Annotated in this window: 17 protein-coding genes, 1 tRNA gene and 1 pseudogene; 13 read left to right on the top strand and 6 right to left on the bottom strand. The window is 34.4% G+C overall.

From position 1 onward, the window contains the following. Positions 1 to 90: 90 nt before the first annotated feature. From znuA to murJ, 13 genes and pseudogenes are all read left to right on the top strand, one after another. Entirely contained in the window at positions 91 to 1,038 is a 948-nt protein-coding gene (gene znuA, locus RAM17_RS12230) for a zinc ABC transporter substrate-binding protein ZnuA (protein WP_181414611.1), read from the top strand. A gap of 28 nt (positions 1,039 to 1,066) precedes the next feature. Beyond that, positions 1,067 to 2,428: a murein DD-endopeptidase MepM gene (gene mepM / locus RAM17_RS12225; protein ID WP_110447055.1), complete on the top strand. Its 1,362-nt coding sequence runs from the start codon at positions 1,067 to 1,069 to the stop codon at positions 2,426 to 2,428. 189 nt (positions 2,429 to 2,617) lie between these two features. Then, a pseudogene (gene mrcB, locus RAM17_RS12655) lies at positions 2,618 to 4,875 on the top strand (bifunctional glycosyl transferase/transpeptidase); the annotation flags it as partial. Between the two features lie 13 nt (positions 4,876 to 4,888). Beyond that, entirely contained in the window at positions 4,889 to 5,698 is an 810-nt protein-coding gene (gene mutM, locus RAM17_RS12210) for a bifunctional DNA-formamidopyrimidine glycosylase/DNA-(apurinic or apyrimidinic site) lyase (RefSeq protein WP_110447057.1), read from the top strand. A 400-nt stretch (positions 5,699 to 6,098) separates the two neighbouring features. After that, positions 6,099 to 7,394: a Tol-Pal system beta propeller repeat protein TolB gene (tolB, locus tag RAM17_RS12205; RefSeq protein WP_181414674.1), complete on the top strand. Its 1,296-nt coding sequence runs from the start codon at positions 6,099 to 6,101 to the stop codon at positions 7,392 to 7,394. A 163-nt stretch (positions 7,395 to 7,557) separates the two neighbouring features. Continuing rightward, positions 7,558 to 8,031 (top strand): peptidoglycan-associated lipoprotein Pal, encoded by a 474-nt coding sequence (gene pal / locus RAM17_RS12200; protein WP_110447059.1) that lies wholly within the window; start codon positions 7,558 to 7,560, stop codon positions 8,029 to 8,031. A 69-nt stretch (positions 8,032 to 8,100) separates the two neighbouring features. Beyond that, positions 8,101 to 8,832: a tol-pal system protein YbgF gene (gene ybgF / locus RAM17_RS12195; protein ID WP_181414612.1), complete on the top strand. Its 732-nt coding sequence runs from the start codon at positions 8,101 to 8,103 to the stop codon at positions 8,830 to 8,832. 135 nt (positions 8,833 to 8,967) lie between these two features. Continuing rightward, positions 8,968 to 9,043, top strand: a tRNA-Lys gene (locus RAM17_RS12190). Positions 9,044 to 9,544: 501 nt separating this feature from the next. Next, the gene (locus RAM17_RS12185; RefSeq protein WP_110447061.1) at positions 9,545 to 11,662 is read left to right on the top strand and encodes a TonB-dependent receptor; all 2,118 of its coding nucleotides are present in this window, start codon (positions 9,545 to 9,547) and stop codon (positions 11,660 to 11,662) included. Positions 11,663 to 12,187: 525 nt separating this feature from the next. Next, complete coding sequence (locus RAM17_RS12180; protein ID WP_110447062.1) at positions 12,188 to 14,452, top strand: aconitate hydratase; 2,265 nt, start codon at positions 12,188 to 12,190, stop codon at positions 14,450 to 14,452. 21 nt (positions 14,453 to 14,473) lie between these two features. After that, positions 14,474 to 15,736 (top strand): NADP-dependent isocitrate dehydrogenase, encoded by a 1,263-nt coding sequence (gene icd, locus RAM17_RS12175; protein WP_110447063.1) that lies wholly within the window; start codon positions 14,474 to 14,476, stop codon positions 15,734 to 15,736. A gap of 19 nt (positions 15,737 to 15,755) precedes the next feature. Beyond that, the gene (locus RAM17_RS12170; RefSeq protein ID WP_086362290.1) at positions 15,756 to 17,111 is read left to right on the top strand and encodes a citrate synthase; all 1,356 of its coding nucleotides are present in this window, start codon (positions 15,756 to 15,758) and stop codon (positions 17,109 to 17,111) included. Positions 17,112 to 17,249: 138 nt separating this feature from the next. Further along, on the top strand, positions 17,250 to 18,788 hold the full coding sequence (murJ, locus tag RAM17_RS12165; protein WP_110447064.1) for a murein biosynthesis integral membrane protein MurJ: 1,539 nt from the start codon (positions 17,250 to 17,252) through the stop codon (positions 18,786 to 18,788). Positions 18,789 to 19,835: 1,047 nt separating this feature from the next. Here the strand turns inward: murJ and dusC are convergent. The 6 genes from dusC to RAM17_RS12135 form a co-directional block, all read right to left on the bottom strand. After that, positions 19,836 to 20,786, bottom strand: a complete 951-nt coding sequence (gene dusC, locus RAM17_RS12160) for a tRNA dihydrouridine(16) synthase DusC (protein WP_110447066.1) — start codon at positions 20,784 to 20,786, stop codon at positions 19,836 to 19,838. Then, complete coding sequence (locus RAM17_RS12155) at positions 20,777 to 21,556, bottom strand: molybdopterin-synthase adenylyltransferase MoeB (RefSeq protein ID WP_110447067.1); 780 nt, start codon at positions 21,554 to 21,556, stop codon at positions 20,777 to 20,779. The genes dusC and RAM17_RS12155 overlap by 10 nt, the downstream gene beginning before the upstream one ends. Before the next feature lie 79 nt (positions 21,557 to 21,635). Beyond that, a complete protein-coding gene (locus RAM17_RS12150) occupies positions 21,636 to 22,955 on the bottom strand; it encodes an amidohydrolase (RefSeq protein ID WP_110447068.1) in 1,320 nt (439 codons plus the stop codon). A 21-nt stretch (positions 22,956 to 22,976) separates the two neighbouring features. Beyond that, a complete protein-coding gene (locus tag RAM17_RS12145) occupies positions 22,977 to 23,426 on the bottom strand; it encodes a hypothetical protein (protein WP_065577773.1) in 450 nt (149 codons plus the stop codon). Positions 23,427 to 23,436: 10 nt separating this feature from the next. Then, complete coding sequence (locus RAM17_RS12140) at positions 23,437 to 24,213, bottom strand: DUF3100 domain-containing protein (RefSeq protein ID WP_086354316.1); 777 nt, start codon at positions 24,211 to 24,213, stop codon at positions 23,437 to 23,439. A 45-nt stretch (positions 24,214 to 24,258) separates the two neighbouring features. Further along, entirely contained in the window at positions 24,259 to 24,804 is a 546-nt protein-coding gene (locus tag RAM17_RS12135; protein ID WP_110447069.1) for a cysteine hydrolase family protein, read from the bottom strand. Positions 24,805 to 24,982 lie beyond the last annotated feature (178 nt).

The raw sequence follows: 24,982 nt of genomic DNA, 5'->3' as shown, positions 1-24,982 counted from the left end.
TTATTAGTCCTTGCTGGTCAATATGTTATGTTATATTATAACAATTATTCTGGTTTATTCCATCATATTTTATAAATATTGGATGATAATGTGACAAATTTAACTAACACTACTATAAAGTCTATCCGTTTTTTTTTATTAGTTTTTTTATCTATTTGGGCGCTAATAGTTAATGCTAATGCAACAATAATTTCTTCAGTAAGGCCTATTGGATTTATTACCGAAGCAATATCATCAGGTGTAATAGATACCGATATATTATTACCTGATGGCGCTTCACCACACACTTATTCATTAAAACCTTCTGATTTAATTAAAATCAAGAATGCAGACTTAATAATTTGGGTTGGTGAGGATATGGAAACTTTTATGCCAACTGTCTTAAAAAATATTGATCAACAGAAACAAATAGAATTAATGGATATCGCTGAAATTGAAACTTTACTTCGTACAAGCCATCAAGAAGATAAACATCATGATAATGATATGCACATTGATAGTGATCATCATCATCATGGTGAATATGATGAACATATTTGGCTTTCACCTAAAATTGCTAAAATCATTGCTAAATCAATTCATGCTAAACTGATCGACTTATACCCCAATAAAGCAGCAATACTTGGTGCAAATCTAGACGAGTTCATTACAAATTTATCAGAAACGGAACAAAATATTGCAAAAAAACTAATTAACGTCCAAAATAGGGGCTATTTTGTGTTTCATGATGCTTATGGTTATTTTGAATCGCATTTCGGATTAAAGAATCTAGGAAGTTTTACCATAAATCCAGCAGTACAGCCTGGCGTTCAAACAGTTTATGCAATTCAAAAAGAATTAGCTGAACATCAAGCGGTCTGTGTTTTTAGAGAGCCACAGTTTAGCCCTGCAATAATTAAAAAGATAGTGAATGGTACGGATGTTCGAATTGGTGAGTTAAATCCATTAGGGACTGGTATCCCTATAACAAAAGATTCATATTCACACTTTTTATTTGCATTGACACAAGAACTGTTGGATTGTTTAGATGAAAAATAATTTAGATAATAAATAGTTAAGGTTAATTTTGGTACAGCAGATTAAATCCCCTGATAATGAAAAAAATAAGTTGAAGATTCCTTATTTTTCAATATTAGGCGTCCTTGTTGTTGTGATTTTAGTAACTATATTGTGGCGTCCTTTAAATCTAGATCGTACAGTATATGTTCCGTTAAATTCACAAGCGCAAACCACAGTGACAGATACGTCAACATCATCAGTTGTTATTGGTGATGGTCGAATAGATATGGTTGGTGATAAATCAAAATCGGAAAATGTTACCGAATCATCCGATGTTCCAGAAGATGCTATAGCTAAAGATGAATTAGATGATATCTCTGAAGAAAAAGATAATACTGTACAATATACCATTGCACGTGGAGATACATTACACGATATTTTATTTCGTTATAATGTTAATAAAAATGACATTTTACAGTTAACAAGTAAATTTAAACAGCTGGCCAATTTAAGAATTGGCCAGCAAGTAAGCTGGACAACTGATGACAACCATAATTTATTAACTTTCAATTGGACAATATCGAGCAATAACGTTCGTATTTTTGAAAAGTCAGGTAATAAATTTATAGAAAGTTCTGAAACTATAGAAGGTACATCCGAAAATGTTGTCATTACTGGTGATCTTAAAACGAGTTTTGTAGCTGATGCACGTAAAGCCGGTTTGACAAGCAATGAAATCGGTATTATTACTCGCGCCTTGCAATGGCGATTGGATTTTCGCCGTTTAAAAGTCGGAGATAAATTTGCTGTATATTTGTCACGTGAAATGCATGGTAAAAGATTATCTAATAGCAAACTTCTTGGTGTTCGGATTAAAAATGGAACTAAAGATTATTACGCTATTTTGGCTGATGATGGTAAATACTATGATATTAATGCAAGTAGTTTATCTCAAAGTTTTTTCCGTTATCCTTTAGCTAAACAAGCTCGCGTATCATCAGGATTTAATCCACGCCGGGTAAATCCAGTTACAGGGATAGTTACAGCACATAATGGTGTTGATTTCGCTGTATCTCGAGGAACACCTGTTTTATCGGTTGGTAATGGTGAAGTTGTTATTGCAAAATATAGCGGTTCTGCCGGTAACTATGTTGCTATTCGACATGGTAGGCAATATATGACAGCTTATATGCATCTGGATAAAATTTTAGTAAAACCAGGACAACAAGTTAAACAAGGCGATAAAATTGGTTTGTCAGGTAATACAGGGCGTTCGACAGGACCTCATTTACATTTTGAATTACATATCAATAACAAACCAGTTAATCCATTAACTGCTAGTTTGCCAATTAATGAAGGTTTAACAGGTAAATCTAAGAAAGCATTTATTGAAAAAGTTAAAAATATTAAACCTAAACTTAGTTTTTAACTGATTTTTGTCTTCAAATCCATTATTTAAACTAAAAATTCTTATGTGAAAGAAGGCCAATGCATCAGAAAAAAGTTGTGCTATCATAAGACAGTTTTATTTAACATAAATATCAGGTGCAGTTTGAAAAAAACAACGAAAAAGACATCTACTAAAAAAATTTCGAAGAAAAATAACAAATCATGGTGGCGCCGTGTCTGGTGGTTACTATTTAAGTTATTTCTTATATTTGTTGCAGTAACTGTTGTTTATGGAATTTATTTAGATCAACAAATTAAAGAACGCATCGATGGTAATGTCTGGGAATTACCGGCTGCTGTGTATGGGCAAATTGTAGATCTTGAACCTGATAGTGATTATAGCCTGAGTGATGTTGTTACGCTGTTAAAAGGTGCACAATATCGTCAACAAGATAGTAAAGCAACTCGTCCTGGTGAATTTATTGTCCAAAACGATGCTGTAGAAATTTATCGACGACCATTTACTTTCCCTGATGGTGAAGAGCAAGCTTTTCGAGTCAGAATTACTTTTTATGATAACAGAATTGATCGTATATCTAATTTAGATACTGGTCGTGACTTTGGCTTACTTAAAATAGATCCTAAATTAATAACTATGATGCATTCACCTAACGGTGAACAACGACTTTTTGTCCCGTTAAAAGAGTTTTCTGATTCGTTAATAAAAACCTTAATTGCAACTGAAGATAAACGTTTTTATGACCATCATGGTGTAAGTTTATATTCAATTGGACGGGCTATTTTTGTCAATTTAACCACCGGCCGAACCGAAGGTGGTAGCACATTAACCCAACAAACAGTTAAAAACCTTTTTTTGACTAATGAAAGAAGCTTAAGCCGTAAAATACGTGAAGCATATATGGCTATAATTTTAGATGCTCGTTATAGTAAAGAACGTATTTTAGAACTTTACCTCAATGAGGTTTATCTAGGGCAAGCTGGTAGTGAAGAGATCCATGGCTTTCCATTAGCCAGTCTTTATTACTTTGGACGCCCAGTTAATGAATTGACATTAGATCAACAAGCTGTATTAGTGGGGATGGTAAAAGGTGCTTCATACTATAATCCTTGGACTCAACCACAACAAGTGATTGAACGCCGTAATGTTGTCTTAAAGCTTGCTGAACAACAAGGGATTATTGATGAGGAGTTATTCAACTTACTCAGTCAACGTCCTCTTTCCGTTTTACCAAAAGGGGGGTAATATCTCCACAACCTGCATTTATGCAAGTTGTGCGTAGCGAGCTGAGAAAACAGTTAGGTGATAAAGCGGATCACCTTTCCGGTATGAAAATTTTCACCACCTTTGATCCGGTTGCTCAAGCTGCAGCTGAACAATCTGTAACCAATGAAATTGAAAATTTACGCAAATCGACGAATAAAGATTTACAAACGGCAATGGTCATTGTCAGCCGTGAAACAGGTGAAATTCGTGCTATTATTGGTAGTGCTGAGCCTCGTTATCCTGGTTATAACCGCGCGTGGCTAACAAGACGAGCAATTGGTTCACTTGCAAAACCATCGACTTACTTAACCGCATTAGGCCAACCGGGGCGTTATCAGCTTAATAGTTGGCTTGATGACAGTCCATTATCAATAAAGTTGGATAATGGTAGTTATTGGCAACCAAAGAATTTTGACCGCAAGTTTCGCGATAAAGTAATGTTAATTGATGCGTTAGCCCTTTCTCTTAATGTTCCTACCGTTAATTTAGGGATGGGATTAGGTTTAGATGCAACCAAGAATACTTTACAAGCATTGGGTGTACCTCAAGATCGTATTCCGAATTTACCATCAAGATTATTGGGTGCTCTAGAGTTAACGCCTTTAGAAACCGCACAGATGTTCCAAACTATTACTAATAATGGTCAACGGGCACCATTAACAATTTTAAGATATGTTTTATCCGACAAGGGTGAACTTGTTTATCAAAATTATCCACAACAAATTCAAGCGGTTTCTCAACAATCAGCTTATTTGACGACTTATGCGATGCAACAAGTAGTTGAATCGGGAACATCGCGTTCACTAAAAGCTAAATATGGATCATTTAATTTAGCAGCGAAAACAGGGACCAGTAATGATTCCCGCGATAGCTGGTTTACTGGAATTGATGGTAAAAATGTCGCTGTAGTTTGGATCGGTCTCGATGATCATTCTCCAATGAAATTAACCGGTGCAACGGGTGCCTTAAAAATATATAGTGAATACTTACAAAATAATCCACCAAAAAGGTTACAACTTCCCGTACCGCAAAATATATTTATGGTACCTATTGATAGTAATGGTCAATGGCAGTGTAATGGCGGTGGTGTACGTAGTTTGCCTGCATGGACAATCAATCCTCAAAGTTTATGTTCGGGTAGTCCTCAAGCTACATCTAATCAACAAGCGCCAAGTTGGGTGACAGATTTGTTAAATAATTAAATGAGGTTATTATATGCCTGAATTACCTGAAGTTGAGACAAGTCGACGAGGTATTTTACCTTATTTAAAAGGCCAAACTATTGAGCAGATTATTGTCCGAAATCCAAAGCTTCGTTGGCCCATAGATGAAACAATTAACAATACTCTAGGGCAAGTGATAGTAGATGTTAAAAGGCGTGCCAAATATCTGTTATTACAATTGACTCATGATTGGATTGTCATTCATTTGGGAATGTCTGGTAGTTTACGGATATTAGAGACAAATCAACCACCGGCTAAACATGATCATGTCGATTTAGTATTAGTGAATGGAGTGAGATTAAGATATACCGATCCAAGACGTTTTGGATCATGGCTATGGACTCACTCTATTGAAGAATTACCTCAATTGAAGCAATTGGGACCAGAACCACTAACAGATGATTTTTCAGCTAATTATTTATTTGAAAAAGCTAACAATCGAAAAATACCAATCAAAAGTTGGATTATGGATAATCATATTGTTGTCGGTGTTGGTAATATTTATGCTTCAGAATCATTGTTTTTGGCAAAAATTAATCCAAATCGAAAAGTTAGTAGCTTAACATTAGTCGAATGTGAACGATTAGTCACAGCAATCAAGCTGGTACTTACGAAATCTATAGAACAAGGCGGGACGACGCTTAAAGATTTTGTTCAATCTGATGGTAAGCCGGGGTATTTTGTTCAAAACCTCCAAGTATATGGCCGAGAAGGTGAGCAATGCTTAATTTGCCAATCTAATATTAAGTCTAATAGAATAGGACAACGTAACACTTTTTATTGTGAAAACTGCCAAAAATAATAGATAAAAATTACTTATATTTTTCTTTCCTAATAATTTTTTACTTATTGAATAGTAATGTAAATTCAACTCTTTTTAGTTATAAATTATATAAAATACTTATTAACCACTTTTAACTTAGTTTATTTCTAAATAGTATAGATAATAAACAATTTATTTATGGATTTAAAAAGAATATAATAGTATAAATTAAAAAAATCTTTTTTACTCAAAAGGCTATGGACTTGTTACACAATATCGGCTATCTTTCTCGCTGTAAAATTAACTATTTTTTTAAAGCATAGTATCTGTTATAAATTAACTGTAACAGTTTAATTTTAAAATACTTTTACTTTTCTTTATATGGGGTTAAGTCTATTTTAACCTAGTGTATTTCGCTTTGATTAAGGAATTTAAGATGATCAAATTTGCTTCTCGCTTTTTGATAGCTTGTTTTGTTTTATTATCAACAATGATGGCTACAGCTGAAGTTAGAATTGTAATTACTGATGGTGTCAGTTCAGCAAAGCCAATTGCTATCGTACCATTTAAATGGACTGGTAGCGGAGAACCTCCCCAATTTGTAGATAATATTGTTGCATCCGATTTACGTAATAGTGGTAAATTTAATCCTATTGATGTGGCAGCAATGCCACAAAAGCCAACTACTGCATCGGAAGTTAATCCTAGTGTTTGGAGTAATATGGGTATTTCTGCTGTTGTAGTGGGATCAATTCAACCAGATGTATCAGGAAAATATCTTATAACTTATCAACTAGTTGATACTGTTGATCGCCCTGGTTCAGTATTAGCAGAAAATCAATTTTCTATAGAAAAACGCTGGTTACGTTATGCTTCTCATACAGCAAGTGATGAAATCTTTGAAGCATTAACTGGTATTAAAGGTGCATTTAGAACACGTATTGCTTATGTGGTAAAAAACAATAAAGGACCTTATACCCATGAATTGCGTGTATCAGATTACGATGGTTATGATCAAATTACTGTGCATCGTTCTAAAGAGCCACTAATGTCACCAACCTGGTCTCCTGATGGTAAAAAGTTAGCTTACGTAACTTTTGAAAGTGGTCGTTCTGCTTTAGTCTTAAAGACGTTAGACAGTGGCGCAGTTGAAACTATTGCTTCATTCCCACAACATAACGGTGCACCAGCATTTTCGCCTGATGGTAGTAAATTAGCTTTTGCTTTATCAAAAGGTGGGAGTTTAAATTTATATATGATGAATTTGAGTTCTAAAAAGATTACCCAAATTACATCTGGACGTAGTAACGATACAGAACCTTCTTGGATGCCAGATAATCAAACCATAGTTTATACCTCTGACCAGGCAGGACGTCCGCAACTTTATTCAATTAATATTAGTAGTGGAGCATCGCAACGGGTAACTTGGGATAATACCCAAAATCAAAATGCTCGCGTATCTCCAGATGGCAAGTTTATTGCTGTTATTTCTACTAATAATGGTGAGCAACATATTACTCGATATGATGTAGAAACTAATACATATCAACGATTGACCGATACTTTTCTAGATGAAACACCGAGTATTGCTCCAAATGGCACTATGATTATCTACAGTTCTTCACAAGGTTTAGGTACAATTTTGAATCTTGTTTCTACTGATGGTAATTTTAAAGCAAGGTTACCAGCGACAGATGGGCAAGTGAAATTCCCTTCGTGGTCACCTTATTTATAAGAACGACTAATTTTTGGGCAATAATAACATTATTAAAATTGTGTAAATGTGAAGGTCGTTATAATATATACATCTAATCTTTCTAGTTAGTAACAAGTGTTACTGTTAAGTCGGTTAGATGTATAAAAATAAGTAAATTTATTTAAAAAAAGGAGTTAATACAATGCAATTTTCTAAATTTCTTAAAGTAGCTGCGGTTGCTTTACCATTAATCGCTGTGACAGCATGTTCATCAAACAGCAGCAGCACTGCAGGTGGTAACGGCACTTTATCAAAAGAAGCTTTAGAGCAACTTCAAAAACTACAACAAATTAACACTGTTTATTTTGATTATGATAAATACAATGTTAAAGCAGAATATGAAACATTATTAAATGCACATGCTGTATTTATTCGTTCAACTAACTTAAATGTTATTATTGAAGGTCATGCCGATGAGCGTGGTACACCAGAATATAATATCGCTTTAGGTGAACGTCGTGCGTCAGCAGTTAAATCTTACCTACAAGGTAATGGTGTTTCTGGTGAACAACTATCAATCGTTTCTTATGGTAAAGAAAAACCAGCAGTATTAGGTCACAACGAAGCAGCTTATGCTAAAAACCGTCGTGCAGTAGTTACTTACGCTGGATACTAATCCCATCTAATGACGGCTGAATCATCAGCCGTTTTTTTATTTCCAATGTTCACGTTGAGTTTATATAATATGTATAAAAAAATAATCACATTGTCCTTATTTCTTTTGTTTGCTGGTTATGGTTGTGCTGCTGGTAGTTCTGATGTTGATAGAACAATACAAGCTCAAGGGCAGTTAATCATTCAGAATCAACAAAAAATTAGTGATCTACAATCTGATTTAGATACACTTCGTGGCCAATTAGAAGAAACAAGATACCAACTTAATCAAACTATTGAACGTCAAAAAATGATTTTGCAAGAAATAGCTAATGGTACAGGTTTCTCAGCAAATAATTCCAATACAGGCTCACAAGAAAGTAGTTCTGATTCGGCTGTAAGTTCTGAGCAATCGTCTTCAAACCTATCTGGATGGACGACATCAGGAGATGATAAAGCTGATTATAATTTTGTTATGCAATTTATAAATGATGACAAGCAAACAGATAATGCTATTGTTGCCTTTCAAAGTTTCTTAAAAGCTTATCCAAAGACCAACTATCGTGCGAATGTTAACTATTGGCTTGGTCAACTTTGTTATAAGAAAGGCCAAAAAGATGATGCTTCATTCTATTATGCAACAGTAGTGAAAGATTTCCCTGCGTCACCAAAAGCTGCAGATAGTCTTTATAAAGTAGGTGTTATCTTACTTGATAAAGGTGATAAAAAGAATGCTAAAGCTGTTTTTCAACAAGTAATAAATAAATACGCTAAAGACAAAAATGCGGTTGAGCAAGCAAATAAAAAGCTAGCATCGTTGTAACAAAGTGTATAAATAACCAGCTATCGAATAAAAATAGCAATAAAAGGGTTGCGTGCTTTTACAATTATAAGTATTATAGCAACCCGAAATTGCTTGAAACATAAAGTAATTTCACAGAAGTTATCTTATCAAAATGGGTTGTTAGCTCAGTCGGTAGAGCAGCGGACTTTTAATCCGTTTGTCGAGCGTTCGAATCGCTCACGACCCACCACTTCTTTGCATCACTATAAAAAGCAACTCAAATAAAATTAATAGATAAAACGATGAGAACGTTAGCGTTCGACAAATTCGTCAGGAACGAATTTGAACAACACAACGTGTTGGCACTGAAAGGGTGAGACACAGGATGTGTCGAATAATCTAGCTCACGACCCACCACTTCTTCTCCATCACTAAAAAAGCAACTCAAGTAAAATCAATAGATGAAGCGATGAGAACGCTGGCGTTCGGCAAATTTGTGTGAATTATTTCCATTATCGTTTATTCAATTTTTATCATTTCTAAAACTTGCTTTAACTAGTAAATTGAACCCTAACTAAAATTAATTAAATTTTCTAATAATATAAAACAATTTCAATAATATATGAGTTGATAACCATTTTTAATTGGTTAAAAAATATAAAATAATTTGTAAAGGTAAATAATAATCATTATCATTATTTGTTGTTATTTTGAAATTAATTAGATAACACAGCAAATAATAGGAAAAATAATGAAATTAGTTAATCAATTAGTCTTACCTTGTATATTGGGCTCATCAGCTTTTATAGTTAACGCCCAAGAAAAAGTTAATGATGATAATGAAATTGAAACTATGAAAGTTGTCGCAACTATTAAGGATAATAATGATCAGCGCATAAAAAAATCATCAACAGCAACTAAAACATCCTTTGATATTAAGGATATACCACAAACGATCAATTCGGTTAATCTTGAACAAGAGAAAATTTATGGACAAAACGACCTAAGTGTTATTGTCAATAAATTGCCTGGTGTAGATGCAACCTATGATATGCGGGATGAAGGCATAAAAATTAGAGGCTTTTCCGCAAGTTCTGGTGATATTTACCGAGATGGTGTTCGTGCAAGCGGACAGGTTAGGCAAAGTACCGCTAATATTGAGCGAATTGAAGTATTAAAAGGTCCTGCATCGGTACTCTACGGTCGAGGTTCTGGTGGCGGAATAATAAATATGATCAGTAAACAAGCCAACTTTGATTCACCAACGACATTAAGTATACGTGGTGGATCTTGGGATAAATATGGTGGAATGGTAGATATTAATCATGTTTTACATGATAAGCTTGCGGTACGAATGACCATTGATCATCAATCGGATAAAAGTTTTCGTAAAGGTATTAAACAACGAGATACAATGATTTCTCCAAGTTTATTGTATGATAATTTGGAAGGCTTTAATTGGTTAGTACAATATACTAATGATAAATTATGGCGTAAACCAGATCGGGCTCCAGCTTATTATGATTTACCTAAAGGTGTTTCGATTAAAACCGCTTATGCGCATCCAGATGACTATGTCAAAGATAATTTTAATTCATTACGTTCGGTAATGGGATATCAATTCAATCATAATTGGTCTATCAAATTAACGAATATGTATCGTAAAGCTGATCAAAATTTTGACCATCTTTATGCGGGTACTTATTGTGATCTGAATGGAAAAACTAGTAGAAATACCTCTTGTAACTACCAAGGTAAATTGAAATTCCGTCGAGCATGGCAAGAAACCTCAAACAAAACCTATAGTAATACGCTTGATTTAGCGGGTAAATTTGATACAGCAAGTATTGGTCATGATATGCTAATCGGAATTGAATATAATATTGAAAAACGACAACCTAGATTAGCTTTAACTAGTGAATATCCAGAAGTGATTGATCCGTTTCATCCTCACTGGAACTCTAAAAAGCCTCGTTACAATAAATTAAGTACTAAGACAAATCATAAAGCTACATCTAAAGGATTATATTGGCAAGATCTCATTAGTTTTACTGAACAATGGAAATTACTGGCAGGATTACGTTATGATAAGTATGAATTTGCTTCGGATAATAAATTAAATCAACAAAGTCGTTCTTATGATGGTCACTCTTTAAGTCCACGGGTAGGATTAATTTGGCAACCAATAGCGTCACAAAGTTTTTATGCTTCTTATAGTAAAAATTTTGCACCTTATGGGGGACGAGGCCTGATTACCATTGCTACTGACTCTAAGACGGTTTATGATGACAAACCTCAATATTCGCGCCAGTATGAAGTCGGAATTAAGAGCGATTGGTTTAATGATAAGCTATCTTCTCAAATCGCCCTCTATGACCTTGAACTGTATAATGTTCGTTATCAACCAGATGCCGTCAATGACCCTTATAATTGGCAGGTTAGAGGTAGTGATCGAAGCCAAGGTATAGAATTAAGTGCAATAGGACAATTGAGTAAAAATTGGTATCTCAATAGTGGCATTGGTTATCAACAGGCCAAAGTTAATAAAGATAAAAAAACACCTGATAATAAAGGTAAGTATTTATCTAACACAGCCAAACATAGTGGTCATATTGGTGTTCGTTATTTACCTTACGAAAATTGGTTTACCGAAGTAGAATTCAATTATAAAGGCTCGATGTATAACGATGATAAAAATCTGGTTAAACGTGCTGGTTATGGAACATGGAATGCGGCAGTTGGTTATCAAACACGATCTGTTGATGTAACCTTAGCGGTAACTAATTTATTGGGTAAAGAGTATTGGCGATCAAGTAGTATGCCGGGCACGCCTCGAGCTTTCTTATTAACTGCTAGTTATAAATTATAATTGTTGATAAATATTTGTCAGAGCTAAATTAGGTTAATAAATTAAAAAGGGAATAGTATTCCCTTTTTTAATTATTCTTATCTTTTAACGACTGATTAAATAATTCTGACCAACTAATTTGAATAATGAGATTAATGTTAAAAAACTTAAAATAAAATTTAGATGTAACAAAAAATTATTTATTAATATCAAAAAAACATCCTCCGTTTGCCATTTTATAGCTTAAAAAACCCCTCTCCTCAAAATTTTCACATTATTTTTACTTATACAATTTGCTAATTTTGAATTTTCTTTAATGTGCATAATATTTAATATTCCGCTAGTATAGAATTTGTACTAGTTAACAAGTCTAAACTAATTACTGCTAATAATATTTATAGTAGCAATTACGTTAGGATTGCATAAAATAAAAACAATGCTATATTATATGAATAATTAATCAAAAAAATAGAATAAATATTCAATTATTGTGCTTGTGAATAGAGCTTTAAAGGATATTATAATATCAGCAATGGGAGCTTAATTATGGTTTTCGATATTGATTTAATAAAAGGTATTTATCAAAGTTATCCACAAAAAATTGATGTTATCCGCCAGAAAATTGGAAAACCATTAACATTGACGGAAAAAATTCTCTATACTCATCTTGCCGAAGATGAAGAGCTGAAAGCTTATAAAAGGGGAGAGGATTACGTAAATTTTTCACCTGATCGAGTTGCAATGCAAGATGCAACTGCACAAATGGCGCTATTACAACTGATGAATTCTGGACGTAAACGAGTTGCAGTTCCATCAACAGTCCACTGTGATCATCTGATACAAGCCTATAAAAATGCACATGATGATCTGATTATTGCTGAAAGTAATAACCATGAAGTTTATCAATTTTTACGTGATGTATCGAACAAATATGGTATTGGATTCTGGAAACCTGATGCCGGAATTATTCATCAAGTGGTACTTGAAAATTATGCCTTTCCGGGCGGAATGATGATTGGTACTGATTCACACACACCAAATGCTGGTGGTTTATCGATGATTGCTATTGGTGTTGGTGGGGCTGACGCGGTTGATGTTATGGCTGGTATGCCATGGGAATTGAAAATGCCGAAAATCATCGGTGTAAAATTAATTGGGAAATTATCCGGTTGGGCCTCTCCCAAAGATGTCATCTTAAAGTTGGCTGGAATACTAACCGTCAAAGGAGGCACCAATTCAATCATTGAATATTTTGGAGAGGGTACTGAGTCGTTGTCTGCTACTGGTAAAGCTACGATTTGTAATATGGGGGCTGAAGTAGGAGCGACCACTTCAATATTTCCTTATAGCCAAAAATCAGCTGATTATCTAACCATGACCGGTCGTCAAGAGGTAGTTGATTTAGCAAATACATTAATCTCTTGTTTTAATCCTGATGCAGCTGTTTTAGATGCTCCAGAAAGCTATTATGATCAAGTTATCGAAATTGATTTGTCGACGTTAGAGCCTTATGTAAATGGTCCATTTACACCTGACTTAGCTTATCCAATTTCACAGCTAGCAAACGCAGTTCAACAACATGATTATCCTGATAATATGGAGGTAGGTCTTATTGGTTCATGTACTAACTCTTCATATGAAGACATGATGAGAGCTGCTTCTGTAATCGATAGTGCCAATAAATTAGGCTTAAAAGTAAATGCAAAACTAATTATTAATCCTGGTTCAGAACAAGTTAAATATACTTCTAAACGTGATGGTATTTTGCAGTGTTTTGAACAAGCAGGAGCAGCTATTATGGCTAATGCCTGTGGTCCTTGTATAGGCCAATGGCGTCGTGATGATGTTGCCGATGAGCACAAAAATTCGATAGTTACTTCGTTTAATCGTAATTTTGCTAAACGAAATGATGGTAGTCCAAACACTTATGCATTTGTGTGTTCGCCCGAAATTGTTGTTGCATTATCGATTGCGGGTAAATTAAGTTTTAATCCAATAACTGATGAACTAATTAATGATAAAGGTGAAAAAGTTAAGCTGCCGGAACCTATCGGTGATGAGTTACCAAAACGAGGATTTGCTGTCGATGATGCCGGATATATTAAGCCAATTGCTGATGGTAGTTTGGTTGAAGTAAATATTGATCCGCATTCTGAACGTTTACAACAGCTTGTACCTTTTTCCCCATGGGATGGTAAAGATATTCTTTCCCAACCACTGCTGATTAAAGCAACAGGTAAATGTACCACGGACCATATTTCAATGGCTGGTAAGTGGTTAAAATTCCGCGGCCATCTAGATAATATTTCGAATAATATGTTAATTGGTGCCGTTAATGCCTTCAATCAAAAAACTAATAGTGTATTAGACACTCAATCTGGTAATTATATTGAAGTACCTGCTTTAGCTCGTAAATTAAAAGCGCAAGGAATGGGGTCGATAGTTGTAGCCGAAGAGAATTATGGTGAAGGGTCATCTCGTGAGCATGCTGCAATGGAGCCTCGTTTTTTGAACGTTAAAGCAATTGTCGTTAAATCTTTCGCTCGTATCCATGAAACGAATCTGAAAAAACAAGGTATGTTAGCGCTAACTTTTGTTAATAAGGATGATTACGACAAAATTCAAGAAGATGACCAAATCAGCATTACTGGACTTAGTGATTTTGCTCCAGGTAAAAATCTAACATTAACCCTTCATCATCATGATGGTAGCATAGAATCTTTTGCTGTTGCACATACTTACAATCACGCACAAATTGAGTGGTTTAAAGCGGGTAGTGCATTAAATAAGCTAAAAGAAGAATTTAAGTAACAGATAAGAGGAAGAGACAATATGAATCAGCAAGTTTCAATTGAAAATGGACAATTAGTCGTCCCAAATCATCCAACTATTCCTTTTATTGAAGGTGATGGTGTTGGCAAAGAGATTTGGCAGGCTGCTCAAACAATTTTTGATAAAGCTATTGAAAAAGCTTATCAAGGTAAGCGTAGTATTCAATGGCAAGAAGTACTTGCTGGCGAAAAGTCATACAACCTAAATGGTACATGGCTCCCAGAAGATACCATGAATGCTTTTAAACATTATCTTGTTGGTATTAAAGGGCCATTAATGACACCTGTTGGTGGTGGGATCCGTTCACTTAATGTTGCGTTACGCCAAGAATTAGATCTTTATGTCTGTTTACGGCCAGTGCGTTGGTTTAAAGGGGTAGAATCACCATTAAAGCATCCTGAAAAGGTTAGTATGACGATTTTCCGTGAAAATACTGAGGATATTTATGCTGGGATTGAATGGCAACAAGGTACAGTTGAAGCTGAAAAGTTTTATCATTTTTTATCTGAACAAATGCAAGTGAGTAAAGTACGCTTTCCTAATACATCCGCTTTTGGTGTTAAACCTGTTTCAATTGAAGGATCGGAACGTTTAATTCGATCTGCCATTAACTATGCACTACAACATAAATTACCGTCGGTTACTTTAGTTCATAAAGGTAATATTATGAAATTTACTGAAGGTGGATTTAAGCAATGGGGCTATGAACTTGCGGAAAGAGAATTTTCTGACGCTGTGTTCACCATGAATCAATATGGCAAAATTCAAAAAGCCGAGGGTAATGCTGCAGCTGAACAAGCATTACAAACTGCTAAATCAGCCGGTAGATTAATTATAAAAGATGTTATTTGTGATGCATTCTTACAAAATACCTTATTAAAACCAGAAGATTATTCGGTTGTTGCAACATTAAACCTTAATGGTGATTATGTTTCCGATCAGCTGGCTGCGATGGTTGGAGGAATTGGTATTGCGCCGGGCGCTAATATTAACTATTTAACCGGACATGCTATCTTTGAGGCAACTCACGGAACTGCCCCTGATATAGCTGGCAAAAATCAAGCTAATCCGTCATCACTTTTATTATCTGGCGTGATGATGTTTGAATATTTAGGATGGCATGAAGTTGGGCAACGAATTACTAATGCCATGGAAAGCTTATTTCAATCAGGCAAAGCAACTGCTGATTTAGCACGTTTTATGCACAATGGGCAATCACTATCAACAACCCAATTTACTCAAGCAGTAATTGATAAATTATAGTTCAAAAGGGAGGTGATTAATGAAAGAAAAGTTTTTGGTTTATAAATTATCGGAAACGATTAAAAACACGAGCAAAATTGAATCACAACTATTTGAACAATTTAATGTAAAACGCGGATTACGTAATGCCGATCATACTGGGGTTTTAGTAGGATTAACTAAAATTGGCGATGTACTAGGTTATGAACGCTTAGATGATGGTTCATTGAAACCCATCGCGGGTAAATTATTGTATCGTGGTATCGATATTGAAGAATTAGTACATAATGCACAGAAAGAACAACGTACAGGTTTCGAAGAGACTATTTATTTACTCTTATCTGGTTCTTTGCCCGATAAAGAAGAATTACGTGATTTCTCACGTTTACTTTGTGAATCAATGGCATTAGAAAAGCAAACCAAGATTGCAATTATGGAGCTTGAAGGGCACGATGTAATGAACATTTTGGCTAGAACTGTTCTAGAAATGTATACTTATGATTCACTACCAGATGATACTTCTCGTGATAATTTAATGCGTCAATCCATAGATCTGATTGCTAAATTTCCAGCTATTATTGCGTATGCTTATAATATGTTAAGCCATAGCGCTAAAGGTAAATCCTTACATATTCGCCATCCTCATGAGGATTTTTCAATTGCGGAAAATTTTCTTTATATGATGAAAGGGTCAGGCGGATATACCGAGTTAGATGTAAGAGTACTTGATTTAGCGATGATTATTCATGCTGAGCATGGTGGTGGTAATAACTCGACGTTTACCGTTCGGGTAACAAGTTCAACAGGTACAGATACCTACTCATCAATTGCCGCTGGGATTGGTTCATTGAAAGGGCCATTACATGGCGGAGCAAATTTACAAGTCGGAAAAATGCTTAAACATCTTGCTGATGAGATTAAAAATTGGACTGATGTAAATGAAATTGATGCTTATTTACAACGTATTTTAAATAAAGAGGTCTTTGATCAAAAAGGGCTAATTTATGGTATTGGTCATGCTGTTTATACGGTGTCAGATCCACGGGCAATGTTACTAAAAGAGATGGCATATAAATTAGCTCAAGAAAAAGGCCGTGAAAAAGAGTATAACTTCTTAAATTTATTAGAAGAACGAGCTATTCATGCGGTGGTGAATCGTAAAAATGCCAGAACCAAAAAACAAGTTTGTGCCAATGTCGATTTTTACTCAGGGTTTGTTTACGACATGATTGGTTTACCTAAAGAAGTTTATACCCCTCTATTTGCTATGTCGCGAATTGTTGGTTGGTGTGCTCATCGCATTGAAGAACTCAATTTTGATGATCGTCGAATTATACGTCCAGCCTATAAAAACATTGGACAACTTATGTCATTTACTCCTCTAAAAGATCGTTAGTTTATTTACCGTCAGTATTCTCTGACGGTAGCACCCCAAAATATTGCTTATTAAAAAATCGTGGTGATTTAGAGCAATAGTTTGTAGACTATGCCTAATTAATCGTTTTTGGCTATGTACTTTGTACATAAATTATATATGAATCTTTTAAAATCTTTAGCTACAGTCAGCTCAATGACAATGGTTTCACGAGTTTTAGGCTTTGTTCGTGATGCGATTATTGCCCGCTTTTTTGGTGCGGGGATGGCAACTGATGCCTTTTTTGTTGCTTTCAAATTACCAAATTTGCTTCGCCGTATATTTGCCGAAGGTGCATTTTCACAGGCGTTTGTACCGATTTTAGCTGAATATAAAAATCAACAAGGTATTGAGGCATCACGTACTTTTGTGGCTTATGTTGCTGGGCTATTAACGCTAGTATTAGCTATTGTTACCTTAATTGGTGTTATAACTGCACCTTTTATAATAATGTTAACTGCACCTGGATTTATGCAAGATTCAACTGAAAAGTTTGAGCTTGCTACTGTAATGTTGAGAATAACATTTCCATATATCTTTTTTATTTCACTCGCATCATTAGTTGGTGCCATACTTAATACCTGGAATCGTTTTTCTGTTCCTGCTTTTGTGCCAACTTTACTTAATTTAAGTATGATAGTTTGTACATTATTTTTAACACCTTATTTTAATCCGCCAGTACTTGCACTCGCTGTTTCGGTCGTTATTGGTGGTGTTTTACAACTGCTTTATCAGCTACCATATTTAAAAAAGATTGGTATGTTAGTTTTACCTCGGATTAGCTTTAGAGATAGTGGTGTTTGGCGAGTGTTAAAACAGATGGGGCCTGCTATTTTAGGTGTTTCGGTTGGTCAAATATCGTTGATCATTAATACGATATTTGCATCATTCTTAATTTCTGGTTCTGTTTCTTGGATGTATTATGCTGACCGACTTATGGAGTTTCCTGCCGGTGTGCTCGGTGTGGCACTAGGTACTATTTTATTGCCATCTTTAGCTAAAAGTTTTGCTAAAGGTGACCAACAGCAATATTCTGAATTATTAGATTGGGGCCTTCGTCTCTGTTTTTTACTAGCATTACCAAGTACTGTCGCATTAGGTGTAATTTCTAAACCATTAGTTTCAACACTCTTCGAGTATGGGCAATTTACTTTGAATGATACATTAATGACTCAACGTGCTTTAATTGCGTATTCAATTGGTTTACTCGGGCTGATTTTAATTAAAGTATTAGCTCCTGCGTTTTATTCCAGACAAGATATTAAAACACCCGTTAAAATAGCCATTGTCACTTTGATACTAACTCAGTTAATGAATTTGGTATTTATTGGGCCATTACAACATGCAGGGCTTTCATTATCAATTGGCCTTGCTGCTTGTTTTAATGCCGGTTTATTATTTTGGCAATTACGTAAAAAGAATCTTTATCAACCTCAACCTGGCTGGTATCGATTTTTAATCAAGGTAATTATTGCTGTTGTATTGATGTCTTTGACTTTATGGTTTGGTGCTCAGTTATTACCTGATTGGTCTACTGGCTCAATGTTAACCAGAATTGGTCGTCTATTGTTGTTGGTTATAGTTGGTATTGGCATCTATTTCGGATCACTGGCTTTAATGGGGTTTAAAATAAAGCATTTTATTAAACGAATTGAATAAATTATTTTTACCTGCTAATTAAAACCAGTTATTCAAAAAGAGTTGAATGACGAGTTATTATCAATAAATAAAAACATTGATAATTAGGAAATTAAATAGAAATGGAAAACGGGTCCTTCTTCCAATTGTCGCTAATAGGCAGTTTAGTCTATTTTTTAATAAGCATATTATTGACTATATTGGTTTTATTTTTACAAACAGATATTTTATTGCCACAAGGTCTATTCTGGCATCTTTTTTTGAATTCATCATTCTTTTTGCGAATTCTTTTAGATGTTTGTTTGGTTGAAATTCTATGGACGTTTGGTATTTTAACGTTATTTTTGTATTCAGCTCATATTAATATAGTTAATAGAATTAATGTCATTTCATTAATCATTTTAATGTCGATTTATTCAGTTATAGCTTATTTTATTTCGATAAATACTAACATTCACTTGCAAACTCTATCGCCGTTCGGGCAAATATTTCTTAGCATAATTTTTGCTATTATCCGATATTTACTTGAAGCTTTGCTGTTATATTATTTAATTGAATTCTCAAAAGGTTATTTTGTTAAAAGTCAAAACAAGTTTCGTTTAACTGAAAAGAATCTCTCACAAATTCATTATATTGTTTTTTCTACTTTTAGCTGTTTTATATTATTGAAAGGTTATATTTTGGAAAGTAACGCTTTTACAGCTTTATTTTCTGGTACATTACATAATTATTTAGCTACTATTTATTTGTTTGCTGTATTGCTAGGTCTTATCATAAGTAAGCGGAATTTTAAGATTTTCTCTGATAAAATTCGATATGGAAAACTTGTTAAAAGCATATCAATATCAAGTATTTTTATTTTATCGGTGATTTTTATTGTCTTTAGCCTTATTGATAATAATCCATCAAAATATTATGTTGATTCATTTAGTGCTATTTTTAATAGTATTCATAAATTGTTTTTGTTGTTATTACTTAGTTCATTAATTTGTATAATTCTTAATATCACTACTCAATATCATTTTAATAAGACACGAATTAGAGACAATAAAATCGATTAGATTACCTCTAATTAGCTAAGTGGTTGTTCAGGAATTCGCAAATATCATTTTGTGATTTTAGTTGCCTGATTTCAGGTAATAATATTGATGCTTGTGGGTAATATTGCCTTAAATAAGCTAACCACTGCTTTATCCTAGCCGAATGATAAAGTGGTTTAACATCTTCGATTGATGTCATTGCATAACGAAGTAGTAATTGCATTACTTGATGCCAATTTAATGGTGAATGATTAAAACGAATTGTATTGGCTAAATTAGGAATATTAAGTATTCCTCGACCTAGCATAATGTCATTTGTATGACATTGTGTTATGCAATTTTTAGCATCTTCAGCAGAAAATATTTCACCATTAGCAATAACAGGAATGGTTAATTTTTGCTTAATTTTACCAATGGTTGGCCAATCAATTTTCTCGGCTTTATATCCATCAATTTTTGTTCGTCCATGAATAACAATTTCATTAGCACCAGCTTGTTCAATTGCTTCAGCTATTTCGTAACAGTGAGATTTATCATCCCAACCTAATCGAATTTTAACCGATAAAGTTGGGATAGCGCCTATTGCTGTCCTAACCTGCGTTACAATCTTCAATATTTGTTCGGGATATTGTAATAAATAAGCACCACCGTGGCTGCCAACAACGGTTTTAGCGGGACAACCAAAATTGATATCTATGCCATAAGAACCTAGTTCAAGCGCTCTAATGGCATTTTCTGCCATCCATTCAGGAGATTGTCCTAATAGTTGAACTCGGACTGGCGTTCCTGATAAGGTTTTTCCTTCATTATAAAGTTCTGGACATAGTCGATAAAAAGTTCGGTTTGATAATTTATGCTGGGTTACTCTTACAAATTCAGTTACACAATAATCAAATTGATTGATTTCGGTTAATATTTGCCGCACATGATAATCAAGAACCCCTTCCATTGGTGCTAAAATGATGCGATTTATTTGCATTTTAAATCCTGTTTAGCATGTTGGTTTCCACACACAATACAATTAGTTTGTTTAGTAAATATGACTTGGTTAAATTCCATTGTCATACTATCAATCATTAGAACTCGACCAATTAAAGGTTTTCCATAATTGGTAAGTACTTTGATTGCCTCTAGAGCTTGCATTGAACCGAACATACCAACTAATGGAGCCATTACGCCCGCTTCAATACACGTCAGCTGGTTTTGCCCAAATAATTGACTTAAGCATTGATAGCATGGTTGATTCTCTTGATAATTGAATACAGTGAGTAAACCTTCCATGCGGATTGCTGCACCAGAAATTAATGGTTTCTTTTCGATAAAACAACAGCGATTAATTTGTTCACGGCTAGTTAAATTATCGGTGCAATCAATAACGATATCATGTTGTTTGATTAGGGAAATTAGCTCATTATCACTCAGTTTCTGATTAATTGTTTCAATAATCATATCGGCATTAATATTACATAATGCTTGTTTTGCGACTTCAACCTTATACTGATTTATTGATTGTTGAGTATATAAAATTTGCCTATTTAAATTCGACGCTGATATTGTGTCAAAATCAATCAATGTTAGTTTACCGATGCCTGATGCTGCTAAATAGACGGCAGCAGCACAACCTAACCCGCCTAATCCTATAATTAATGCTGTACTATTTTTTAAAATTTGCTGCTTGTCGATATCGAATCCATGCAAAGTGATTTGTCGATCGTAGCGTAGCAATTCTTGATCAGAAAGCGTTAACATATGAAATGATAGTTATTGTTGATAATGATTTGTATAGTATAACAAAAACTTGGCACATGATTGTGCCAAGTTTTTAACTTTATTTATCAAAACCAGATAGGAATGTTAAATATTCTTCTTTTGTCATAAGTGGCTTGTAGTTTGCCATTAGTGTTTGAGCTGATTCAGCATCATCATAAAGTAAATCAATAATGGTACAGGCCATCATTTGTGCAGGGCGGATATAAGCCATATCTTCATCAAATACGGTGTAATCTTTACCATGTAATACGCCTCTAACCGAACCAATCCAAGGGTGACTTACTGGCATAATATGCGATAGATCACCTGTGTCGGTACTTCCTGTCATATGAGGTGCAATTGAAACATTTTCTTCACCAATTAAATTTTCAGCATTTTGTTTTAGAAAATCATTGAGTGTTGGATTATTATTTAACGGCAGATAACCTGGAAGATCTTTAATTTCACAAGTAGCACCAACAGCCATTGCTCCTGCCTTTAGTGCTTGATTAATTCTTTCATTAGCATCAATCATGGCTGGTACATTACCTGCTCGCACATAACTTTCCATTCTTACATCGCTTGGTACAACATTCACTAAATCACCACCTTGGGTAATAATTGGATGAAAACGAATATAATCTTTTTCTTGAAATGTTTCACGGATAGCATGTACACCCATCATTCCCATCATAGCTGCATTTAATGCATTTACACCAGCATGAGGAGCTGCGGCAGCATGGGATGCTTCACCTTTATATTTAATTAGTTTACCAATAAAGCCATTGCTTGTAGTTGAGATCTCAATAAAACCATCTTGGCGTTCAGCAGGTACACTGGTTAAATGTATTTGTAATGCCATATCAACATCATCAAAATCACCACGTGAAATTAATTCTGGTTTACCACCAATATATTTAATCTTACCTTCTTCTATTAATCGATTTCGATAAGTAATTTCAACATATTCTTCTGCAGGAACGGCAAATGGTACTACATCACCAGCTAAAAATTCCATTGCACCTGAGTCAATTAATCCCATGGTAACCGCCATCATGTTGGCTATTTGGGCATTATGTCCACAGCAGTGAGCTGCACCTGATGTTTCATCAGCAGCTGGGTGGTCGGCACAGATGATAGCATCTAGCTCACCAATAACCGCTATACTATATTTGCTACCTTTACCGCCTTTAAGACGACCTTTTACCCCGGTTAAGGCTAATTTATTTTTAAAAGGAACACCTAATTTTTCAAAAGCATCTTCTACTTTTTTAGCGGTTTTATGTTCTTTGTAACCAAGCTCTGGTTCTGACCAAATTGCTTCGGCAATTGACTTGATATCTGCTTTTCGATTTGCAATTGCATCGCAAACTTTTTTCTTTAGTTCTTCTTTTGTCATAAATAAAATCCTTATCTAAATTTAGATAACGCCTTCCCAGTGTAGTGTGACTTGAGCAATTATAGCAGCAAAAATAAATGTACCAGAAAAAACAGCTAAAGATACGGGAATAATGCGCCAAGATATATTTTTAAATAGTGCAAGATCTTTACCGATAGCCAATCCTGCATAAGCAAGTATAGGAGTACAAACAGCAAGTAATGACACTTGATCAGTAATTGCAACAATTTCTTGATGGTATGGGAATATTGGTGCTGACATGATAGCTGCAACCACAGATACCCATAAAATTACCGGTAATTTATTAAATCCGGGTAACTTACTGATTAACAGTCCTACAATAGAGATAATAACTAGCATCGCTACTGCTTCAAGCGATGAAATCAAATCAATTTTATATCCCACGGTGTTACCAGCTGCCATAATAATGGCGACTAGAATAAATACAAAAATCGTCTCAAAAATCTTCATTATGACATCCTTATTTCTTGCGTCGGAAACGGTCTAAAGTGTTATACATAAAAGAAGCGAAAGGCAAAGAAAATAGTGTGTAAATATACATGCCCACCATTCCCGACATTAAATTCGCTGTGGTAGCATAAGCATTAATGTTTTCTGATAAGTCAGGGTATAAATCACTTATTGGTGCAAGAGAGGCTGCCATCATACTTCCACTACCTACGCCAGCTCCCATTGCTAGCGCATATGGGTGTAGAATGTTCAATTGTGCTATTAAGCTGGCAAGAATACTCATCCAAATCGCACCATAAAGCGTACCGCAGACATACATAGCCATGACACCTCGACCTTCGGGTGAATCTAAACCATATTTATCAGCAACTATGGCGATATTAGGTTCGCGAGCTACCGAATAAGTAGCCCCAACAGCTTCTCGTTTCATACCTAATATCATTGCTAATGGTAGGCCCAGTAAAATGGTTCCGGCAAAATGACCTAATTCTTGAAAAATTAGGGCTAGCTTGGCATCTTCTAAAATCATATCAATTTTCGGGCCTACAGCTACACCAAGTTTTGCCACAAGTAGAATTAATGTAACCATCATCACAAGACTTGCATTTTGCATATTTTTGTTGGTTAATATTTTTAGTTTTGGGAAGCTAATGATGCCACCAAAAATCATTGCATATAGCATTGGATAAACTGCAATAATCCATATAGTTTGTCTACCGATAAGCTCACAAATAATTACTACTAAAAAGGCAATTAAATGCAATTTATAGTCTCGTAAAACTTCCATTCTTGCTCCTTCTTCATTTTTTTATCTATTTTTACACTGCACTTCTTATACTACGGTTGCTCCTAAGGTATTTTGAAAATGCTTTAAAGCCCATTGATGGCCAATGGGATCAAAGCTTGCAACAGCATTTTGATGAATAACTAATTTATAACCTAAGTTATAGGCATCTACAGCCGTATGTAAAATACAAATATCAGTACAAACGCCAATCAGATGGATTTCAGTGATATGTCTTTCGCGTAAACGGAGGTCAAGATCCGTACCACAAAATGCTGAGTAGTGACGTTTATTGATCCAGTAGATATTGTCTGAATATTGATGTTGTTGGTAAAGTTGCTGTAATTTACCAAATAATTGTTGGCCAAGAGTCCCAACAAGATTGTGAGGGGGAAATAGCAAATTTTCCGGATGGTATTTATCTAAGGGATTATGAGCATCAATAGCAAAAACGATAAACTCATTATTTTTAATAAATGATTGAGTTATATTTATCATTTCTGATTCAATTTGTTGACCCACAGCGCCAGTCGTTAATGCTCCATCATCAGCAATGAAATCATTGGTATAATCAATTGAAATTAAAGCTTTCATATCCAATAAACAATATTTAAATAGTCCTAAAGCTTATTAATAAATATCAGATATGACAAGTTATTAAATTAATCATTTTTCAAATTTATTTATAAAAGATGTAATTTGATTAATTATCTTATTGAATTTAAATAAATTTATAAATGATTATATAAATTAAAATTATTATCATAAACTG

The sequence above is a fragment of the Gilliamella apis genome, from assembly GCF_030758615.1.
Classification (GTDB): domain Bacteria; phylum Pseudomonadota; class Gammaproteobacteria; order Enterobacterales; family Orbaceae; genus Gilliamella; species Gilliamella apis_A.
This window is presented reverse-complemented; position numbering and strand designations above follow the sequence as displayed.

Excerpts from the sequence above, each read along its gene's own strand:
- murJ (WP_110447064.1), top strand. The coding sequence starts at position 17,250 with ATGAATCTTTTAAAATCTTTAGCTACAGTCAGCTCAATGACAATGGTT.
- RAM17_RS12170 (WP_086362290.1), top strand. The coding sequence starts at position 15,756 with ATGAAAGAAAAGTTTTTGGTTTATAAATTATCGGAAACGATTAAAAAC.
- RAM17_RS12145 (WP_065577773.1), bottom strand. The coding sequence starts at position 23,426 with ATGAAGATTTTTGAGACGATTTTTGTATTTATTCTAGTCGCCATTATT.
- pal (WP_110447059.1), top strand. The coding sequence starts at position 7,558 with ATGCAATTTTCTAAATTTCTTAAAGTAGCTGCGGTTGCTTTACCATTA.
- RAM17_RS12135 (WP_110447069.1), bottom strand. The coding sequence starts at position 24,804 with ATGAAAGCTTTAATTTCAATTGATTATACCAATGATTTCATTGCTGAT.
- RAM17_RS12185 (WP_110447061.1), top strand. The coding sequence starts at position 9,545 with ATGAAATTAGTTAATCAATTAGTCTTACCTTGTATATTGGGCTCATCA.
- RAM17_RS12155 (WP_110447067.1), bottom strand. The coding sequence starts at position 21,556 with ATGTTAACGCTTTCTGATCAAGAATTGCTACGCTACGATCGACAAATC.
- mutM (WP_110447057.1), top strand. The coding sequence starts at position 4,889 with ATGCCTGAATTACCTGAAGTTGAGACAAGTCGACGAGGTATTTTACCT.
- ybgF (WP_181414612.1), top strand. The coding sequence starts at position 8,101 with ATGTATAAAAAAATAATCACATTGTCCTTATTTCTTTTGTTTGCTGGT.
- icd (WP_110447063.1), top strand. The coding sequence starts at position 14,474 with ATGAATCAGCAAGTTTCAATTGAAAATGGACAATTAGTCGTCCCAAAT.
- dusC (WP_110447066.1), bottom strand. The coding sequence starts at position 20,786 with ATGCAAATAAATCGCATCATTTTAGCACCAATGGAAGGGGTTCTTGAT.
- RAM17_RS12150 (WP_110447068.1), bottom strand. The coding sequence starts at position 22,955 with ATGACAAAAGAAGAACTAAAGAAAAAAGTTTGCGATGCAATTGCAAAT.
- RAM17_RS12140 (WP_086354316.1), bottom strand. The coding sequence starts at position 24,213 with ATGGAAGTTTTACGAGACTATAAATTGCATTTAATTGCCTTTTTAGTA.
- RAM17_RS12180 (WP_110447062.1), top strand. The coding sequence starts at position 12,188 with ATGGTTTTCGATATTGATTTAATAAAAGGTATTTATCAAAGTTATCCA.